A 20,504-nucleotide genomic window follows, 5' to 3' on the forward strand; every position below is an offset into this window, starting at 1 on the left:
AACTTTCACCATCTCCTATTGGAGCACCCCTGCCAACGATGCTGTGTAGTAAGAGTCACCTATTTATAGCAATTGGGTGCCGTAATGGGTGATTTGATATCTTTCTTACTTTTTGCAAACGTTTAAAAATCACTTGAGGTTTCCACCATCTAAGGTCCGTTAGGTGCTGCAGTCCTCAGGTTTAAGCATTAAAATTATACATGTCGCAATGGTCTTCATACCAGCCATTAACAAATTGCTCCAGCCCCTCAAGATAATTTTCAATAGCTTGCTTTCCCTTTACAATTTCTTCATCGTCAACTAAAGTTGAGACGTCAATTTGATCCTGCACAACAAATTCGTGTTTAACAATAAGCTGTTCTAATCGATCTTTCCAGGCAACAATATCATTATCATTGCTCTGATGATATATAGTTATCATGTTAATCTTTTTGATAGTTTTTTAATTCGAATTCCAGCTTTTTGTTTTTAGCCTCGAGCTGAGCTATATATTGCCGTTGCGGCTCAAATGCATGTTCTATTTCTTCTGTGGTGTATCTCGGCGTAATATGTTGAGGACAATTCCAATCATAAGCCGCAACGTCTAAAATTATTATGCGCTCAGCATGGTGCTTGTAATTAGATACATCTACCCTGGAGAACAATTTTGGATCTTCGTCAGGCAACACGATCTTAGCGGTGGCGTAAAGTTTTAATCTCGCCTTATGAGCATACGAGACCATAATTAATGAAACCTTAGCGTTGGTTTCTAAATTTCCAACGGTTATATACTGCTTGTTGCCCGAGAAATCAACAAAAGCCACGGTATGGTCATCCAGCACCTTAACAAAACCCTTCGGGCCTCCCCTATGCTGGATATACGGAAATCCGCTTTCACCAATACTAGCCATATAAAAATGGTCCTGATCAGCAATAAAGTCAATTTCATTTTCTGTCAGGCCATCAACAACCTGGAATTTCTCCCGCCTGTCATAAGCTTGACGGCTTCCAAATTGGTGCTGTAATTCCTTTACTGCATCAGAAAACGCGATCTTACTGTAATTCATGTTTACCCCCTGCTTTATATATCAAATATACACAAGGGTATTCCAATGAACATGGACAAAAGCGGGGAATGCTTGTACTAATCAGGCAAGGCATTATAAAGATCAGCTAAATAAGGCTTTTTGACATGTAATCACCAAGCCTGCAGTTTTGCTCCAGTAAACACACTAAAGTAATTGTGTGCAAACGCTGCTCAAAAGGTATTTGAAAGCCACTTGAGGTACTGTATAGCCTTTATTCTTTTTGTATAATAGTCATTTAACTTCTCCTGGGTATCCAGCACCTTTTGTTCGCGTGAGTTTACGAGGAACAACGAACTCTCCCCTAAACGGAATTTGTATTCTTCCCCATTCAGCAATGCGCGGTTATTTTTCTGCAATTGCGTATTCAGGCTGATTTGCCTGTCTAGGTTATAATAATCGTTCCTGTAGTTATTCCATTTTACCGCTACCTGATTTTGTTTATCAAGTAACATGAATCGTGTCTCCTGAAGTTTTATCTTGCTTAAACTATAAGCTGCCCGTTGCTTGGTAAAAGTAAGCGGCATGGCTATGGTAAATCCAATTTTTTGATTACTGGAAAACCAATCGCTATTAAAATTCTGGAAGATATTTCGCCCTGTGTTCAGGATGCCCAGGTTAAGGTTTAACGTTGGCTTTACCTCTTCCAGCTTAAGCCGCCGTTCTATCTCCAGCTGATCGAGCTTTAACCCATAAAGTTTCACATCCGGATTCTGGCTAACAATAGCTTGTGCCTCTTTTTGCAACAAACTATCAGGCGGCCTTACTTGCAATAGCAGGGTATCCGGCCTGAGGCGTACATTGGCCAAATCTACAGGTGTAAGATTTTGCTGCCACATAAAACTGCTCAACTCGTTGGTACGGTTGGTAAGCAGCACCTGGTATTCGTTAAGCTTTTGTTGACGACTTTGCAGCAGTGTTAATGCTTCTATTGTATCAATAGCTGGCTTATCGCCATTTTTATACAGTAAGCGTGTTCCGTTTAAACGAACTTCGGCCAATTTTACCGCATCTTCATAAACCCTGGTATTCAGGTACGTGTTAAGCCACTCTGCATAGGCGTTGGTGGCTGATATAAACAGATCGTTCATCATCTGTTGCTGTTCGTTAGCTGCTACCGTTGCGTAAATACCGGCCTGCTTTAAGGCTGCCCGGCGCTCATCAATAAACAGTCCCTTGCCAAGCGGCACATTCAGGCCAAAATAACCTAAACCATCTTTGGGAGTTTTATTCTCCGGATTTACAAAATCGCCGGTAACTTTAGAGTAGCTCCCTTTTAAATCGACACCGTACCAGAGCGGCACCTTTACTTCGGGTGTTAAATAATCATAATAGGTTTTACCGCCGAATATTTTACGGTCGCCGTCTACTTCCAATTTTGGATCAAAGCCGCCCAGGGCCTGGCGTTTGGTCAGCCTTGCCTTTTCTGTATTCAATTGTGCTTGTAAGGCCAGCGGATGGTATTGTTTAACAATGGCCAGGTATTCGTCCAGGGTAAGCAGCTTTTCTTGTGCCAGGGAACCGAAGATGTGAAGGCAAAGCAACGCCGTTATAATTAGTCGCTTCATTTTTTCTTCGTCTTTGATTCAGCGTTATCACCAGCCGCTGGCTTGTAAAAGTCTGCCGGGAACCCGTTTATTTTCCGCCATAACTCGTACCATATAGGCACATTGTTTAGCAGTGCAATAGCCTGGCAGCCGGTACCATAACGTACATTTGCAGGCCAGGCCTTTGTAGTTTCATCTGGCTTTACCCAAACCTTAAATTTACCCATAGCATCAATGCTGTTATCTACGGCCACAACACGCCCGCTAAAGAGGCCGTAAGATGCTTGCGGCCATCCGGAAAATACAATTGCCGGGAAGCCGTCGAACTGGATGCGCACCAGTTGACCTGCATGTACCAGCGGCAAGTCATTAGGATCGACACTTATTTCTACTGCTTTACTAAATGTTGTAGGTACAATAGTTAAAAGCTTTTCACCGTCTTTTAATATCTCACCTATACCCGCCTTTATGCTGCGTAAAACCTGCCCGCTTTGTGGCGCAAGAATATAGTGGAAACCTTGCCGGGTACGGTAATTAGTAAGCTGATTGCGCAACTTGGCGGCTTCGCCTGTACCGGTGGCAGCCTGAGACAGCGCGGCAAACCGTTCGCCATTGGTTTTGGACAACTTTTCGGTATAATCCTGTTCTACCGACGATAGCTCCAGGCGAATGTTAAGCAGCTCATTTTTACTGTTATAGTATTTATTCTCGCTGCTGATTTTTTTCGCCAGTGCATCCTGGTAATATTGCTGTCGCTGCTCCAGCTCGGTTAGTGACTTTAACCCGGCAGTGTAGAGCTCTTTTTGCCGTTTTAACTGCGCATCTGCTATAGTAAACTGGTTATTAGCCGCCAGCATGCTAATGCTGTCAGACTGTACCTGCAAGTTGTACTGCTTTAATTTATTATTCAACTGCGCTAACTTTAACTGTAAAGCTTGCCCTAATGCCGCTAGCTGTTTGTCGGCTGTTAACACTTTACTTTGATAAAATCCAGCCGCTTCGTTTTTAGCCTTTAGCTGCTCTGCAGTACGGTCGGTTAACTCAGGGTCCAGGTAGTCATCTTTAACTTCGGTTATTTGTGCCAGCGTATCACCCCGCTTAACAAAACTGCCGTCCTTAACGTACCACTTAACTATACGGCCCGGTATAATGCTATTGACCTCTTGTGGCCTTTGTTGCGGGTCAAGCGCCGAAACTTCCCCTTTTGATTGTATGTTTTGTGTCCATGGCAGAAACAAGATAACCAATACCAAAATGATGAAAGCGGCAAGCCATTTTATTTTGTTTTGGCTATGATTGTTCTGCATAGCCATCTGAAAGGACCTATAACCCGAAATGGATTCTACGTTGATATTCTTTTCTAAAAACATAACTAAGCTTTTTGGGTGGTTGACAGATCAATAACCTTGTCGCATCTTTTAATAAACTCCGGATTGTCGGTTATGGCCATGACGGTAAATGTTCTGTCATTCATCAACTTTTCCGTAATTAACCTTCTGTAAGGCTCTTCTATGTTTTGCCATCCGCTTTCCAGCAGCAGCAGGCTTGGCTTTGCTAACATGCAACGTGCAATTAATATTTTCTGTACCGCCGTGTCAGACAGCTTTTGCCCTAATGGATCAAGGATGGATTGATAGCCTTGTTCTCTTGATGAAATGTAGTCTGCCAGGCCTACCAGGTTACAAACCTCAATGACCGAGGAGATGCCAATTTTTTCGTTGCCTAAAGTAAGGTTATCCCAAAACGTGCCGCTAAACAGCTCTTCACGTGCAAAATACACCGCTACTTTACTGCGCCATTGCTCAGCCGGTAAATTTTGTAAAGGCACTCCGTTAACTAAGATCTGGCCCTTGTAACTGCCGTACAATCCTGCCAGTACCCGCAGTAAAGTTGTTTTCCCGCTTCCTTCGGTCCCGCGTATGCACACCTTTTCTCCTGGTTTAACAGCAAAAGACAGATTGTTTATCACCTGCTTACCTTCCTGGTAAGCAAAGCTTAAATTGGCTACGCTTATATCTACAGATTGGCTCATGTCCGCGTCGGTAATGCTTAATTTGCTACTTTCTGGATCGTGAGGTTTTTGTAAAACCTTATCCAGTTTTTCTATAGATGTCATTACATCATAAACCGTTTCCAGGCTTACGATCAACTTTTCTACCGAGCTCAGCGTTCCGATAATAATAATCTCGGCCGCCACAAACTGACCAAGGTTAATTTGCTGGCGAATAAGCAGCAAAGAACCAATAATAAGCATAGCTGCAGTAATGGTCACTTTAAAAGCGATGAGCACACGGTATTGTAAGATCAGCACGTTAAAATGCTCGGTACGCGCGTCCAGGTATCCGGCGGTTAATTTGTCTGTTTTTTTAAGGTGCAATCCGAAATTTTGCGAAAACTTGAAGGTCTTGACTGCCCTTGAAATTTCCTCCAGCCAGTGTGCAACCTGGTATTTGTAATCACTTTCTTCAATACTGCTTCGTAAACCTTTAGGGCTGGTTAAATAAAATATAATTAATACCACTGCCAGCAGCACAATGCCAAATACAATAAATATTGGGTGGTAAAAACTAAGTAATATAAGACCGAACAATATCTGGATAGATGCCGCAGGAATGTCAAGCAACAATTTGGACAGGCCTTTTTGCAAGCTTGCAGTATCAAAAAACCGGTTCACCAACTCCGGCAAATAGTAGTTATCTACACTGAGTAAATCAATTTTTGGAATGCGGTAGGCATATGCAAATGTAAGCCGTGCAAATATACGCTGCTGTATGCGCTCAGATACTCTCATTTGCATTACCTGCAAAATACCTGCAAGCATTACGCCAAGTACTACAAAGCAAATTAGTACAATTAACGACGCCGAAAGTATCCCCCCAAACAGCAAACCTATGATGGCCTGAATGCCCAAAGGCAGCGATAGTTGTATTATACCACCAAGCGCTGCAAAAAAATATATGTAGCTTACTTCTTTGCGTTCCAGATTAACCAGCTGTAATAGCTTTTTTGTTGCGCTTTTTACGGATACAGATGTGCTCTCAGCCATTGGTAATTTCAATTAAATTAAGCTTTGCAATGCAAACTTCATTAGTCCATAAACCATAATTTGATTGAACCAGACGATCTAAATGGCTATTAACTTCAGGATGCTTTAGGCTTTTCATTCTCTCCTTTGTGCTTAGTTAAAATCTGAAAAAAGATAAGTATTTTAAATAAGTAGCAAGCAAAAATCCGCTTGCTATTTGGTTCCCTATCTGCGGCAAAAATACGCTTATCGAAGCATTTGCTTTAATTTATGTTTATTATACAAACCATAAACATATTAAATACATACTATATCTCTAATCCTTATTGACGTTTTCATAGCGCGGCATATAACCATAATTTTATCCTATGCTATACATTAAAAACATAAATAAAAACTTATGTATTAAAATCTACTCTTTTGCATAAAATAAAATTTATGACAACTGAAAAATTAGAAAACCTGACCAAAACCGACCAACGCTATCAATTGATCAAAGGCGATTTTTCTCCCGGTGACGCTATGGATGTAATGAACAATCTTATCTCCGGTAAGATAAACTTCCATACTCTCCGCAACTTTAGTATTAGAGAGCGCTCGGGCGAGCCTGATATTTACTCGCTGAGGCGAATACAGGAACTAAATAGAGCTTCTGAGTCTATAAAGCTCATCGTAAGGCAAGCACAGGAACAAGGCAGCACCTTGCGGATAAGCTCTGAAATTTTTATTGAAGTTATTGAAAACGCCAAAAAAAACAACCTGCAATGAACGGACACTTACTAAATGTAGTTATTGTTTCGCCTGCAATGTTTATGGCGACGGCAATGGTAGCTAACCGGCAATTTGGCGCCAGCTTAAGGTTAATTAAACGTATGAGCCTAATTGCAACAACGCTGGCTATAATTACCGTTGCATTTATTGCAATTACAACAACTATAACCGGCTCTGCGGAGAGCAACTTGTTTGTGGCAGAAGGTTTAGGTATCAGTTTGCGCTTTGATCCCCTAAGTGTTATCATGTTCACAATGATTGCGCTTATCAGTTTTGTGGTAGTAAAGTTTAGCTTTAATTACCTTGATGGCGACGCAAAGCAAGGCATTTTTATCGGCAGGCTTTCGGCAACCATCGCTTCCGTTCAATTTTTGGTTCTCTCGGGTAATTTGGGGATACTTTTAGTTAGCTGGGTATTAACAAGTGTGTTTTTACACCGGCTATTATTGTTTTATCCTGATAGACCGGGCGCAATTATTGCCGCCCGGAAAAAATTCATCATAGCCCGTGTAGGTGACGCTTGTTTAATAATTGCTATTATCCTGTTATATAAAGAGTTTGGAACTGGCAACCTCAATTACATATCCAAGCAGGTTAAAGCACATTTTGCACATGGTACATTGCCCGGTGAAGTAGAAGCTTCTGCTGTTTTTCTGGCCTTAGCTGCAATGTTAAAATCTGCGCAATTCCCTACACATGGCTGGCTGATAGAAGTGATGGAAACACCTACGCCGGTATCGGCCCTGCTACATGCGGGCCTATTAAATGCAGGCCCTTTTTTAATCATCAGGATGGCCTTCATCATTCACGCGAGTACCTACGCCCCGCTTTTACTGATAAGCATAGGAGGCTTTACAGCATTGTTTGCGTCGGCGGTGTACCTCACCCAAACTTCCATAAAAACAGCGTTAAGCTACTCCAGCGTCGCGCATATGGGCTTTAGTTTACTGGTATGCGGCCTTGGCGTATTCCCGGCAGCAATGCTTCACCTTGTGGCACATTCATTTTACAAAGCACATGCCTTTTTATCATCAGGCAGCACCATAGATGTGCTGCGGGCTTCAAAATTCGAGTCGGTTAAAAGGACAGGAAATCCTGTTAAAATTATTATCGGGATAACGCTTGCCTTAATTGTTTACACAGGTTTTGCAGGCATGCTGGGTGTAGATACAACTAAACACTTCTCACTGTTTGCAATAGGAGCAATTATGGTACTTGGGCTTTCCAGGCTTTTAACCTCGGTTACAGATTCAAACGGGAGCGCAGCCCTGCTGTTAAGAGCAGGGTTTATCACGATGTTGATTTCAGTAGCCTTTTTTAGCCTTGAGGCTTTAAGCAATCATCTGATTGCAGCAGAAGTTCCAGAGATCGGACCAAATACAGCCACACAAAAACTCTTTATGAGCATTTTGCTCTGCGCGTTTGCTGCCGCAGTACTTATACAAATACTTGCACCCATAATCCCTAATCGAAATTCCTATCGCTCAATTGCGCTGCACATCAGGAATGGATTATATGTCAACTCTGCTTTTGACCGCCTGATTGGATCATTAACCATCTACTCTACCGGGAAAACATCATCGGGGTTGATAAGGGGTAAAAAGCAGTAACACGAGCAGCAACAATACCCGCTTAAATAATCGGCGTAAGCCTTAACATTAACTGCAACAACAATGAATAATATAATGGAAGATAATGTAGCAGAACTACAGAAGCACACGTCCACAGCTTTGTTTAACGCTTTAAACGTGGTTTGCAAAAAAATTGCCCCGGCATGGTCGTTACAGCATTTTGTTGCGGTGAACCCTTACATGGGTTTAACCGAATTAAAATTTACGGACGCTGCTAAGGACCTTGCTGTAGCGGCAGGTATACAAATGACCTTACCAGTAAGCTTCTATCTGAAAAAGCTGGAGGAACAGCAGATAACTATTAATGATGTAGCGATAGTTTTAAGTAAAAAGTACCCCAATGAAAAATCTGATGTAAACGTTTTCCTTAATAAGCTGCGGGACTTTGATGATACAGAAAAGCAATCAGACATAATTTTAACGGTAGCTGATACCGCTTGTAAGGCCACCGGAAAAGATTGGGGCCGCTTTGTCACCACGAGAGTGGCGGCTTGGGCTGCAACTTACTTTGACCAGGGGCAGGCAATTTGGGCCACTACCAACCCGGATGAAAGTATATACACCTCCTGGAAAAAGGAAGCTGCATGGGATTTTAATCCGGAGATTATGGGACTAGCCGGCTTTAGGGCATTTGTAAAAAGTTTACCTGATAACCCGCTGCAGGCTGCCCAATTTGCACTAGGCAGCCTTGGCATACCAGAAGAAGGACTCTCTATATACCTTCATCGCTTGCTATTGCGCGTTGGTGGCTGGGCAGCATATATTGCCCGTGTTGATTTTGACAACAAACTATATGGCAACGGTGACGAAAAGCTGGTTGAACTCCTGGCAATATTGATATGCTGGGAAGCATGTTTGCTTAATACAATAAAGGATACTGAGATACAACTACAATGGAGAGATGTGTGCGCTAACCTTGCATTAGCACCAATAAAGGGTGAGCTTGACAGCAGCTTAACCCGGAAACTTATTTTACAGGAAGCTTTTGACTTGGCCATGCAAAATAAATTGATAGCCAGGTTGCAGTCTTCACAACAAGCAGCAAGGCCGTATGCTATCGCCCCGAAAGCACATGCTATTTTTTGCATAGATGTACGCTCGGAGGTGTTCAGGAGAAACATGGAGCTGGTAGATAATGCCATTGAGACGCTGGGTTTTGCCGGCTTTTTTGCATTTCCTATAAAGTATATTCCACTAGGGCAACAGGAGGGGCAGGCGCAATGCCCGGTGTTGTTGAAAACAGGGCCCGTGATTGCTGAAGAAATCCCTGAAAATAAGTTGCATAAACAAGCGGTAACAAAAAGGATATTAACACACCAGGTAAATCAACTTTGGAAGTCTTTTAAATCTGGTGCAGTAAGCTGCTTTAGTTTTGTAAGCCCAATGGGGTTGTTTTACCTGCCAAAACTGTTTACCGATTCATTTGGCATTACAAGACCAGTTCCCCATCCGGATAGCACCGGGTTAACAGCGGCGAATTCCGCAAAAACGCGTGTAAGTTTATCTTATGCCCGGCATGGCAAAGACACATTAGGAATACCATTGGACCAACAAGTAGAAATGGCCAAAAATGCGTTAACGGCAATGTCCCTAACCTCCAACTTCGCTCCTTTTGTGTTGATTGTGGGGCACGGCTCAACAAGTGTAAATAATCCCCATGCAACAGGGCTGGATTGTGGTGCTTGTGGCGGGCACACGGGTGAAGCTAACGCTAAAGTAGCTGCAGAAATACTGAATGACGAATTAGTTAGAAAACAGCTAAATAAGTCAGGAATTTACATTCCGGAAAATACCATGTTTATGGCCTGCCTACATGATACAACAACAGACAAGGTGACCGTTTACAATGAATACATCCTTCCTGCAGACCGCGTTGCAGAGTGGAAAGATGTAAAAATATCACTCGAACTTGCCGGCAAAGCTTCCCGTGCAGAAAGGCTGTTAAGAATGGCTGTTGATCCTAATCAGGATGCAGACGATGCAATAATGGCCCGGAGCAAAGATTGGTCGCAGATACGCCCGGAATGGGGTTTAGCGGGTTGTTCGGCCTTTGTGGTGGCTCCGCGCTCAAGAACGAAAGGAATAAACCTCGGCGGAAAATCTTTTCTGCATTCTTACGAATGGGAAAAGGATCATGACTTTAAGGTTCTTGAACTGATTATGACCGCTCCTATGGTAGTAACCAGCTGGATAAATCTGCAGTATTATGCCTCTACCACGGATAACAAAACTTTCGGATCAGGTAACAAGGCACTACATAACATAACAGCAGGCGTAGGTGTAGTAGAAGGTAGCTCAGGTGATTTAAGGATTGGCCTGCCGTGGCAGTCTGTGCATGATGGTGCCCAGTATCAGCATGAGCCATTGCGTTTAAGTGTGGTTATCGAAGCTCCTCTAAAGGCAATGAATGATGTCTTGAAAAAGCACGCGTCTGTCCGAAACCTTTGTGACAACAACTGGATCTACCTACTTGCGATGGATACAGAAGGTAAAGTTTCGCACCGCTACACCGGAAATTATACTTGGGAAATAGTAAACCAACCTGAAGCTTGCTAACGCAGGAGTGTTAAACTGTTTCTATCCAGGAAAAGTGCTTCTCTATTATTGCCGCCTTGTGCTGGCGTACGTGTTCCAGGTACGCAGAAGCTACGGGCGGCAATTTTTTGTTTTTCAGCCAAATTAACCGCCAGCGGGATCTGATCGGAAAATCAGCCACTGGGATAATCTTTAAATCGCCATCCTGCACCTCATTTCTGATACCAATAAGCGGCATTACCGAATAACCCAGGCCGGCTATAACCGCTTGTTTAACCGCCTCGTTAGAGGTAAGTTCTAACCGCTTTTTCAGATGTATTTTCTTCTTTTCCAAAAACTTTTCCATCACCATTCGGGTGGCCGAACCTTCTTCCCGATAAATCATGGGCAGTTGCTCCAGTAATTGTATGTTTTTAGCCGGAACCTCTAACTTGCTTTCCGCATCACCAACTAAAAAAAGCTTGTTTTCAAGCAGCAGCTCCTCTTCTATCTTTAGTTTGTCGGGCAATACGGAAACTAAACCAAAATCTGCTTCATTGTTTTCAAGTGCTTTTATAACTGCTGCCCTGTTAGTCACATCCATTGTGAGCTCTATTGAAGGATTCTCATTGATGAAAGCAGATAAGAAATAAGGCATCACATACTTACCCGTAGATACAACAGCCATTTTCAGCCGGCCATATAACCTCCCCTTAAATGCGCTGGTACGGTAGTCAATTTCTTCTACCTGGTTAAGTATTTGCTGGGCCAACTCAGCTATTTCTTTCCCAAAATCAGTCACATATAATTGTCGGCCAATAACTTCTGTTAAAGGTATATCAAATTGATCTTGAAAATTTTTCAGCTGTATGGATACGCCCGGTTGAGTAAGAAAAAGCTCTTCTGCTGCTTTGGTAATACTTTGCGCCTGAACTACTTTAGAGAAAACTTGCAGCTGGTGCAGTGTATATTTCATAAACTATTTTTATGGATTACGCTGCTAATATAATTTATTTTAAACAACTGCCTTTAAGTTATAACCGGTTGTCGCCTGCATTCAAAAAACGACTATAAACAGGGATGTTCTAATCAGGAACTGCGCGATAAGACTCTACCTAAACAGAGCAACAGCAGATTAGTGACCAGATATTTGCCTGTAAAATTTACAGCAAAAACTTGTTAAATTCACCAGGCAATACCATAAGTGGAACTTTGGTATTTACAGCAAGTTTTTGGGAATGACTATTAAAAAAGCTGTTGTTGCGATGTACCATTACTATCATGTCTATAATACCGTTTTCTGTTAACCATTGCAGCCCTTCGTTTACACCGGTACTTTGCAAGCTTCTGTAGTAGATGTTTGGATAGTCTACCTTACAGGTTACATCACTTAAAAAAGAATCGATTAGCTTTTGGTCCTGATCGGGTACTTGCAACACATGGCTGATTAGTATTTCAGCATTATAATACCTTGCAAAGCCGGCCAGACTTTGCAAGATGTCAATGTCGGCTTCGCTTAAATCTGTTGCAAATGCGATCTTCTTTATCGGGCGGTATTTGTAGGCCTTAGGAACCAGCAGCAATGGAAAACCAGCTTTACTAATTAACTCACGGCTATTGCTCCCAAGCGCAAATCTCGAAAAAACATTTGCACCCGACATACCCATTACCACCAAATTAACATCATCATCGCTTACCAGGTTCCTTACAAAGTCGGTTACATCCCCAAACCCTGTTGTATGATGAATATGCGGCCTAAATCCTTCCTCCTGATTATCCAATTGCCTTTCCAGGGTTGTAACCAGGTAATTGAGTTCGGCGTCAGATTTATCTTTCAGATCGTCTGCGTCTGGCATTGGCCATACTACCTGTGCGGCCATCACAGCTTCCTCCGGTACTTTTATGGCGTTACAAAGCTTTATGTTTGCCTTAACTTTCCGGGCAACCTCGAGCGCATAATTTGCAGCGTTAGTGGCTGACGGAGAGAAATCTGTTGGCACAAGTATCGTTTTCATGTTAATGATAATTACGTTCCGAAGATGCTGTGAAAATTCCTGTTAAATAATGATGCCCGTCATATATCGCCATAAAATTGCGGTGATATACATCACTTCTGAAACTTGTGCAACTATGTAACATAGCTGGCTCCAATCTGAATAATACAGATACTATTAACCCACCTGTAAATCCCTCAGTAACCGGAGCTGGTATGCGTGTAGATCGTACTAGTTTTGACTTAACTTAAGCGTTTTATCATCCTTTTTATACATAAGCATATCAAGGCTATTGTCGAGGTTATATATATCGTTATATGCAATATATTCTCCGTCAATCACCTCGCAGGTAAGGTATGTTACTGCTATAGGTACAGGTTTAATTAATTTGAAGTTCTTCCTGTTACCCTGGTTTATTGCTGTTAGCATTTTGTTGACCATTGCTTGCTGGCCATCATTCACTAATAAAAGCCGGGCCAGTTTAGCCGCTTGCTGCACACGAATACAGCCGTGACTGTAAGCGCGGGCATCCTTCTTAAACAGCTCCTGCTGTGGCGTATCATGCATGTAGATCTCATAAATGTTAGGGAATCTGAATACGATCTGCCCAAGTGCGTTATCGCACCCGGCAGACTGGGTAGCATGGTATCGTGCCGGGTTTTGCTTGATTTTTAAAAGATAGGTTCTGTTAGGAGTTATCAGCATCCCGGCATTGTTGTAAATAGCATAGTGGTTGTTTGTTAAATAGGCGGTGTCCCGTATTGCCTTTGTCAACAATTCATTTTTGAATATTTTTTGCGGCACTTTCCATTCCGGCGCGGTGGTAAAATACTTAACAACACTTGTTAAGGTTGGTGTAGGGTTTCCAGGCTTACCTACAACTACCCGAAATGTATCCACCGCTTGCTGATGGTAAAAACTGAGCTTGTAAGATGGCACATTAACATGGATGAAATTGCTGCTATCCAATGCGGCCCACCTTAACCGTTCCATGTTAAGAGCCATTTTGCGCACTTCTGCTTCCGGGAATTCGTAACAATCTCCTACCTGTACCCCTGCTACTTTATGCATCCGTTCCTGAAGATTTTGGTACAGTTGGTTTTGAGGTTGAGCGCTAACGATGGTTACCATAAAGTCTTTGCTTAAAACAGCCTTGTTAAGCACGCTTATTGCATCAAACGGCAGTACACCTTTGTCAACTTTTGAAGCCGGATAGTCGGGATTGTATTTACCAAAGTGCAGGTTATTGACAAATGACAATACGGCATCCGTAAGCATAATTTCATATCGGGCCTTTTGAACCAGCGGCACATCAGCGCGCCGTTCCAATATGTCGTGAAGTTTACTGGCTACCAATTCATTGGGGTGATAATCGGCTTGATTAAGACCAAACTGCAACACACAATCTAACATTAACACGGCCGCCCATGTTTGGTCAGCATCTTTTTCAGAAACCAGCCAGTTAGCAGCAAATTGACGCTGCTGATAAAATCTTTTTGCAGACTGAGGAAAGTTTAAAGGCAATTTTCCGCTGCTTAACTGCGCAGCTATCTCAGCAGAAAGTTCTTTATCTGCTATTTTATCAGAGCCGTTAGCACGAGCTGTCGTACTTACCACTAACGTAAGCATTAAACTTACCAGGAACAAGCATACCAGCAGCAAAGTATCAACTTGTTTGTTTATGCTGTGGTAATTATCGATGTTCATTTGCTTTTTCATCATCTTGAATTTTGATGATGTAAAGGTCTGCCAAGGGATACTTGAAAATAATGATGCACATCACGCAAATAGTTGATGTAAGCCGCTAATTAAAAAGGCGCACATATACTTATGGCGCCTCACTTCAATTGTTATATATAGGGGGTATTAGGCCACGGTTGTTCTGTTCTCTTTCAAGGTGTGTTCAATTGTTGCGAACAGGCTTTTTTTTACAGCCTGGTATTCCTTTAATAAACCGGCAACTAAGCACTCCAAATGCACCTGTTTACCTTTAACCTCATCAACGTTCTCCGGAATAATGTCTTCAGCCATTAGTTCCAGTTGCTGCAACTGCGCTGCAAGCAACTTTGCTACTGCTTGCTCGTCTTGTTTCAGCCGGTTAATTTTACCTAAAAGTGAACGTAGGGTACTTGTGTCAAAAATTGCTTTTACAAGCTTTAAGTTATAATTGATTAGATGGCTCAAAAAATCCGTCTCGATCCTGAAAAATTCCAGATCAGATTCCCAATGTCTCGCCATAACATAGTATTGCAGAGAGCGAGCCGATAGTGTATTTGTAATGTCCATAAATATTTACTTTTTTTCGAATAGCCAGCCAAATGGCTGATACTTTCTTTTAGGCTTTAAACCAAACTTCTTTATGCTTTTTTCTTCAATTAGAGCTTTAGCTTCATCAATATCATCAGTTACCAAAAAGTACTTTTCATCGTTAAAGCCTATTGTTCCGTCCCGCTTCATCACTGCTATGTGATCAATTAATTCTTTGTGGTATTCTTTACCAAAAATGATGATGGGGAAATCCTTTATTTTATGGGTTTGAATAAGGGTCAACGCTTCAAAGTATTCATCCAGTGTTCCATAACCACCCGGCATCACCACAAAAGCAAAGGAGTATTTAACCAACAATACTTTTCTTAGAAAAAAATGGCTCATGTAAACCCATTTATCCAGGTATGGATTGGGCATTTGTTCTACTGGCAACTGAATATTACATCCTACAGAATACCCTCCAGCGTCTTTGGCGCCACGGTTAGCCGCCTCCATTAAGCCAGGCCCCCCTCCTGTTATAACAGTAAATCCCAACCTTGCAAAGGCCGCAGCCGCATTACGTGTTAGGTCATAGTACGGATGATCCTCTTTAAAGCGGGCCGAACCAAAAAAGGTAATACATGGGCCTACAAAGTGTAATGCACGCAAGCCTCGTATAAGGTCCAGCATTGTCTGTATAGTAAACTTTAGCTCTTTTAATCTGGAGTGCGGCCCGTCCAGGAACTGTATTTCTGTGCTGCCCATTAAATTTTCTGTTTGCTATAAAGGTGCCTACTTTACAGACGCTGATAAATGACGAAGATCACATCAAAAGACAACGCAAGTCAAATTACTTGGGTACGAAACTTCTGACTTTTGAAAAAAGTGACTTTTGTTACTTTTATATAAGCTTTACTTATATAAAAGCAAACTATGGTTACCATATTTGTAATGTTTATACAACAATAACTTAGGTATGGAAAACGCGGCACTCTTAAATGCTATAATTCAAAATGCTATAGATGGCATTATAACTATAGACGGAAGAGGCGTTATTGAAACTATTAATCCTGCTGCATGCTCGCTTTTTCAATATAGTCCAGAAGAGGTTATCGGCAAAAACGTTTTTTATTTAATGCCACCGCCAGATCGGGGGCAACATGATGAATATATAAGGCGATATCAGCACACCGGCGTACCTCATATAATAGGTATAGGCCGCGAGGTCATTGGTCTGCGTAAAGATGGCAGTACATTTCCTTTCAGATTGGCTGTGAGCGAAGTGGCATTTTCTGGTCGAAAAATTTATACGGGTTTTATACATGACCTAAGCAAACAAAAAGAGGCTGAGGAACAACTTAGAGATTATGCAGCACACCTGGAAGAGCTGGTGGAAGAACGGACGCAATCTTTAAAAGAATCGGTAATGGCGTTGCAAAACGCGAAAGAAGAAGTAAGCCTGTCCTTAGAAAAGGAAAAAGAGCTGAGCCAGCTGAAAAGCCGCTTTGTATCCATGGCATCCCACGAGTTTCGTACGCCACTAAGTGCTATCCAGCTATCCGCCTCGCTTATTGACAAATATGCACAGGCTTTCAATAGCGACAATATAGCCAAGCACGTAGGCAAAATAAAAAACGCAGTAGGCAACCTTACAACTATACTTAACGATTTTTTATCCTTAGAAAAGTTGGAGGCGGGTAAAGTAAATCCGGCATTCTCCACGTTCGATCTCGTAAAGCTTTCAGAAGAGATAACAGAAGAAATGCAGATAATAGCGAAGCAAAACCAGCATATTATCTATCAGCACACGGGCAAGGAAAGCGTGGTGAACCTCGACCAAAACCTTTTAAAAAACTGCATTTTCAACCTCATAGCCAATGCTATAAAATATTCCGGCGAAAATACTTTTGTTGAGTTTAACACCGAGATCAGCGACGCAGGGTGCACGATCATGATAAAAGATAACGGTATTGGTATACCCGAGAAAGATCAAAAACACTTGTTCGAACCTTTCTTCAGGGCGCATAACACCGGCAACATTCCAGGAACGGGGCTTGGGTTAAACATTGTGGAACGGTACACCAAGCTGATGAATGGCTACATTGAATTCAAGAGCGTTATAAACCAGGGTACATCATTTAAAATCTCATTTAACCGATTATGAGCAAGCAAGTATTGATAATTGAAGACAACACGGATATCCGCGAAAATATAGTTGAGATACTTGAATTGGCAGATTTCGGCGTTTTACAGGCAGATAATGGCAAAGTTGGTGTAGAGCTTGCCATGAAGCACAAACCAGATATTATTCTTTGCGACATTATGATGCCCGACCTGGATGGATACGGTGTGCTCTATATGCTCAACAAAAATGTAGAAACCGCCGCTATACCCTTTATCTTCTTAACTGCCAAAGCAGAGCGCGTAGATCTGCGAAAAGGCATGGAAATGGGTGCAGATGATTATCTCACCAAGCCATTTGACGACATAGAACTACTCACCGCTATAGAAAGCCGGTTGAAAAAGCGGCAAGTTCAGGAGAGTTTTTACAGTAACACGCTGGATAAGCTAACGGGCTTGCTGGCTAAAAACAGCGGCCTTGCTGAACTAAAAAAAGTTGTGGCCGAACGTAAAAGCAGGCCCGTCAAAAAAAATCAGGTTATATATTATGATGGCGATAGAGGCAATGGTTTGTTTATTGTTCTAAGCGGAAGAATAAAGACAGCAAAGCTTGCCGATGACGGCCGTGAATTAATGACCGGTATATATTCAGCTGATGATTACCTGGGTATAAACGCGATGCTTGCCAATGAGCCGTATGCCGACACTGCTACAGCTTTAGAAGATTCGCAACTTTGTTTAATACCTAAAGAACAGCTTGATAATTTAATTGGACAGTACCCCGATGTGGCACGAGAATTTATACGGATACTGGCCAACGACGTAAGAGATAAGGAGGAACAACTCCTGCATCTCGCTTATAATTCGGTACGTAAACGCATGGCGGGTTCATTATTAAAGCTGTACAAGCAAAGTAACGACAATAATGGTATTAAGATTAGCCGCGAAGATCTTGCAGCCCTTGCAGGCATGGCCTCTGAAACGGTAAGCCGCACTTTATCAGATTTTAAAGACGAAGGGCTGATAGAAAAGAAAGGCAGCCTGATAACGATCATTGATGAACTCAGGCTCTCTAAAATGAAAAACTGACGAAGATCATTTTTGGAGCTGACTTGGCTCAACTATAGCTTTCTGCATTCGTGATAATTTTGAACAAAAAATATTGCGAATGAAAGTAGTGGCATACAGCATTAAACCGTTTGAGAAGGAGTTTCTTTCAAAAGCTAATCAAAAAAAGCACGATATAACCCTTATATCAAATCCGCTTGGCTTAGACACTGCTATTTACGCTGAAGGGAAAGACGCAGTTGTGGTGTTTACCAACGATGAAGTTTCGGCGCCGGTTGTAGAGCGCCTGGCTACTTTAGGGATTAAATATATATCCACCCGCTCTGCCGGCACAGATCACATTGACAGAGAAGCAACTGCTAAGTTTGGAATAAAAGTAGCCAACGTCCCCTACTATTCCCCCGAAGCCATTGCGGAACATGCCGTTGCGCTAGCTTTTGCGCTCAACCGTAAACTTATTAAAGCTAATGAGCAGGGCCACATTTTTAACTTTACTAACAACGGCCTTTTAGGGTTTAATTTCTCAGGTAAAACGGTAGGGATCGTAGGACTGGGAAATACTGGTTTAGCGTCAGCTTCCATTTTTAAAGGACTTGGTTGTAGTGTTATTGGGTACGACCTACAGTTTCCGAACAACGAGACATCTATAAAGCATGTTTCTTTACCTGATCTTTACGCCCAATCAGACATTATTTCTCTACACGTGCCATTAACTCCGGGCACCAGGCACATCATCAACCGGGATGCTTTAACGCAAATGAGAGATGGTGTAATGCTTATTAATACCTCCCGCGGTGCTCTTATTAAAACAACCGATGTTATCCAGGCACTTTACGCCGGCAAAATAGGCTACCTGGGCTTGGATGTTTATGAATTTGAGAAGGGATTGTTTTTTGAAGATCATGAACATGATGTTAATAAAGATAAGATACTACAGGAGCTGATGCAGTTTGAGCAGGTGCTTATAACACCCCACCAGGCGTATCTTACACGTGAAGCCTTGCAAAGCATAGCAGACCAGACCATTGGCAACCTGGATAAATGGCAACAAAATAAATGCGTGGGCAAAGCATGTGCCTGCGCCAAAAATTGCCGTATTCCGGTTGCATCAACTTCACATCAATAACACCCAAATGGACAAATATTTACAAGCAAAGTATAATGTAGCAGCGCCGCGTTATACCAGCTATCCAACTATGCCCTACTGGGACACTGATCATTTCTCTGTGGCACGATGGGAGGATTCGGTAAAGAGCTCGTTCTTTCAAACTAACGAAAAAGATGGTATCAGCCTGTACGTGCATTTGCCATTTTGCGAAAGCCTGTGCACCTATTGCGGCTGCAACACCCGTATTACCAAAAACCATAATGTAGAAGAACCGTATATAAACGCTGTACTTAAGGAATGGAACATGTACCGCTCTTTAATGGATACCGCTCCGGTACTACGCGAACTTCATTTGGGTGGTGGTACACCAACCTTTTTTAGTCCTGCTAACCTGCAAAAGCTAATCACTGGACTATTAAGTTGGGTAAACATTCACCCCGATGCGGAATTTAGTTTCGAGGCACATCCGGGTAATACAACTGCAGAGCATCTTCAGACTTTATTTGACCTTGGCTTCAGGCGCCTGAGCCTTGGCATACAAGACTTTGATCCTGCCGTGCAGTTGATCATCAACCGTCATCAAACGCTGAAGCAGGTACGTAATGTTACCTACACAGCACGAAAAATTGGTTACACTTCGGTGAACTATGATCTCATCTACGGCTTACCGCTACAAACAACAGACAGCCTGGTGAAAACAATGCACCTGGTAAGTGAACTGGTGCCAGACAGAATAGCTTTTTACAGTTACGCTCATGTACCCTGGATAAAACCCGGCCAGCGCAAATTTACAGAAGCAGATCTGCCAGACGCACCAACAAAGGTTAAGCTTTATGATATTGGCCGCAGCCTTTTAAAAAACTACGGCTATGTTGAAGTTGGCATGGATCACTTTGCGTTGCCTGACGACCAGCTGGTTGCCGCTGAAAAAACAGGTGATTTGCACCGTAACTTTATGGGCTATACGCATCAGCATACTCAATTGCTTATAGGTTTGGGCGTATCGGCAATAAGTGACAGTTGGTACGCATTTGCTCAAAATGAAAAAAAGCTTGAGGACTACATCAATACCATTGAACTTGGTGCGCTGCCAATATTTAAAGGCCATTTATTAACCGGTGAAGACATTGTTATCCGCAAGCATATTTTAGAGATAATGTGCACCGGTAAAACCACCTGGAACTACCACAACGAGCCATTTGAAGGCTTGCTTAAAGGCATCGAACGTTTAGAGCCGCTTGCGGAAGACGGCTTGATAGATTTATGCTCCTGGGGGCTGCAGGTAACAAACCCCGGCAAACGGTACCTGCGCAACATTTGCATGGCGCTTGATAGCAGGCTGTGGAACGACAAACCCGCTACACAGCTATTTAGTATGGCTATTTAAGACATAAAAAAGGCTCCTGATTAGGAG

Annotated in this window: 17 protein-coding genes; 7 read left to right on the forward strand and 10 right to left on the reverse strand. The window is 42.4% G+C overall.

Annotation, left to right across the window (positions count from 1 at the left end; all coding sequences use genetic code 11):
* Window positions 1-181: 181 nt before the first annotated feature.
* From DYU05_RS06800 to DYU05_RS06820, 5 genes are all read right to left on the reverse strand, one after another.
* The gene (locus DYU05_RS06800; RefSeq protein WP_117382199.1) at window positions 182-421 is read right to left on the reverse strand and encodes a hypothetical protein; all 240 of its coding nucleotides are present in this window, start codon (window positions 419-421) and stop codon (window positions 182-184) included.
* Window position 422: 1 nt separating this feature from the next.
* Window positions 423-1,046 (reverse strand): pyridoxamine 5'-phosphate oxidase family protein, encoded by a 624-nt coding sequence (locus DYU05_RS06805; protein ID WP_117382200.1) that lies wholly within the window; start codon window positions 1,044-1,046, stop codon window positions 423-425.
* A gap of 191 nt (window positions 1,047-1,237) precedes the next feature.
* On the reverse strand, window positions 1,238-2,632 hold the full coding sequence (locus DYU05_RS06810; protein ID WP_117382201.1) for a TolC family protein: 1,395 nt from the start codon (window positions 2,630-2,632) through the stop codon (window positions 1,238-1,240).
* A complete protein-coding gene (locus tag DYU05_RS06815) occupies window positions 2,629-3,981 on the reverse strand; it encodes an HlyD family secretion protein (protein WP_117382202.1) in 1,353 nt (450 codons plus the stop codon). Before DYU05_RS06815 ends, DYU05_RS06810 begins: the two co-directional genes overlap by 4 nt.
* Before the next feature lie 2 nt (window positions 3,982-3,983).
* Window positions 3,984-5,657 (reverse strand): peptidase domain-containing ABC transporter, encoded by a 1,674-nt coding sequence (locus DYU05_RS06820; protein WP_117382203.1) that lies wholly within the window; start codon window positions 5,655-5,657, stop codon window positions 3,984-3,986.
* Between the two features lie 417 nt (window positions 5,658-6,074).
* Here DYU05_RS06820 and DYU05_RS06825 point away from each other — a divergent pair, with 417 nt between their 5' ends.
* From DYU05_RS06825 to DYU05_RS06835, 3 genes are all read left to right on the forward strand, one after another.
* Window positions 6,075-6,404: a hypothetical protein gene (locus DYU05_RS06825; RefSeq protein ID WP_117382204.1), complete on the forward strand. Its 330-nt coding sequence runs from the start codon at window positions 6,075-6,077 to the stop codon at window positions 6,402-6,404.
* The gene (locus tag DYU05_RS06830) at window positions 6,401-8,017 is read left to right on the forward strand and encodes a proton-conducting transporter transmembrane domain-containing protein (protein WP_117382205.1); all 1,617 of its coding nucleotides are present in this window, start codon (window positions 6,401-6,403) and stop codon (window positions 8,015-8,017) included. The genes DYU05_RS06825 and DYU05_RS06830 overlap by 4 nt, the downstream gene beginning before the upstream one ends.
* Before the next feature lie 63 nt (window positions 8,018-8,080).
* The gene (locus tag DYU05_RS06835) at window positions 8,081-10,594 is read left to right on the forward strand and encodes a YbcC family protein (RefSeq protein ID WP_205771814.1); all 2,514 of its coding nucleotides are present in this window, start codon (window positions 8,081-8,083) and stop codon (window positions 10,592-10,594) included.
* A gap of 10 nt (window positions 10,595-10,604) precedes the next feature.
* On the opposite strand, the gene DYU05_RS06840 is transcribed toward DYU05_RS06835, so the two are convergent.
* From DYU05_RS06840 to DYU05_RS06860, 5 genes are all read right to left on the reverse strand, one after another.
* Window positions 10,605-11,528, reverse strand: coding sequence for a LysR family transcriptional regulator (locus DYU05_RS06840; protein ID WP_117382206.1), 924 nt, complete (start codon window positions 11,526-11,528; stop codon window positions 10,605-10,607).
* Window positions 11,529-11,715: 187 nt separating this feature from the next.
* On the reverse strand, window positions 11,716-12,567 hold the full coding sequence (locus DYU05_RS06845; RefSeq protein WP_117382207.1) for a universal stress protein: 852 nt from the start codon (window positions 12,565-12,567) through the stop codon (window positions 11,716-11,718).
* Window positions 12,568-12,777: 210 nt separating this feature from the next.
* Entirely contained in the window at window positions 12,778-14,268 is a 1,491-nt protein-coding gene (locus DYU05_RS06850) for a L,D-transpeptidase scaffold domain-containing protein (RefSeq protein ID WP_117382208.1), read from the reverse strand.
* A gap of 144 nt (window positions 14,269-14,412) precedes the next feature.
* Window positions 14,413-14,832 (reverse strand): hypothetical protein, encoded by a 420-nt coding sequence (locus DYU05_RS06855; protein ID WP_117382209.1) that lies wholly within the window; start codon window positions 14,830-14,832, stop codon window positions 14,413-14,415.
* Window positions 14,833-14,838: 6 nt separating this feature from the next.
* A complete protein-coding gene (locus tag DYU05_RS06860; RefSeq protein ID WP_117382210.1) occupies window positions 14,839-15,558 on the reverse strand; it encodes an LOG family protein in 720 nt (239 codons plus the stop codon).
* Between the two features lie 211 nt (window positions 15,559-15,769).
* On the opposite strand from DYU05_RS06860, the gene DYU05_RS06870 reads away from it, so the two are divergent.
* From DYU05_RS06870 to hemN, 4 genes are all read left to right on the forward strand, one after another.
* Window positions 15,770-16,957, forward strand: coding sequence for a PAS domain-containing sensor histidine kinase (locus DYU05_RS06870; RefSeq protein ID WP_117382212.1), 1,188 nt, complete (start codon window positions 15,770-15,772; stop codon window positions 16,955-16,957).
* Window positions 16,954-18,003, forward strand: coding sequence for a response regulator (locus DYU05_RS06875; protein ID WP_117382213.1), 1,050 nt, complete (start codon window positions 16,954-16,956; stop codon window positions 18,001-18,003). Before DYU05_RS06870 ends, DYU05_RS06875 begins: the two co-directional genes overlap by 4 nt.
* 79 nt (window positions 18,004-18,082) lie before the next feature.
* Window positions 18,083-19,108 (forward strand): 2-hydroxyacid dehydrogenase, encoded by a 1,026-nt coding sequence (locus DYU05_RS06880; protein ID WP_117382214.1) that lies wholly within the window; start codon window positions 18,083-18,085, stop codon window positions 19,106-19,108.
* 7 nt (window positions 19,109-19,115) lie between these two features.
* Window positions 19,116-20,477 carry an oxygen-independent coproporphyrinogen III oxidase gene (gene hemN, locus DYU05_RS06885; RefSeq protein ID WP_117382215.1) on the forward strand — a complete coding sequence of 454 codons (1,362 nt, stop codon included), beginning with the start codon at window positions 19,116-19,118 and terminating at the stop codon, window positions 20,475-20,477.
* Window positions 20,478-20,504 lie beyond the last annotated feature (27 nt).

It is taken from the genome of Mucilaginibacter terrenus (genome assembly GCF_003432065.1).
In the GTDB taxonomy this organism is placed as follows: Bacteria; Bacteroidota; Bacteroidia; order Sphingobacteriales; family Sphingobacteriaceae; genus Mucilaginibacter; species Mucilaginibacter terrenus.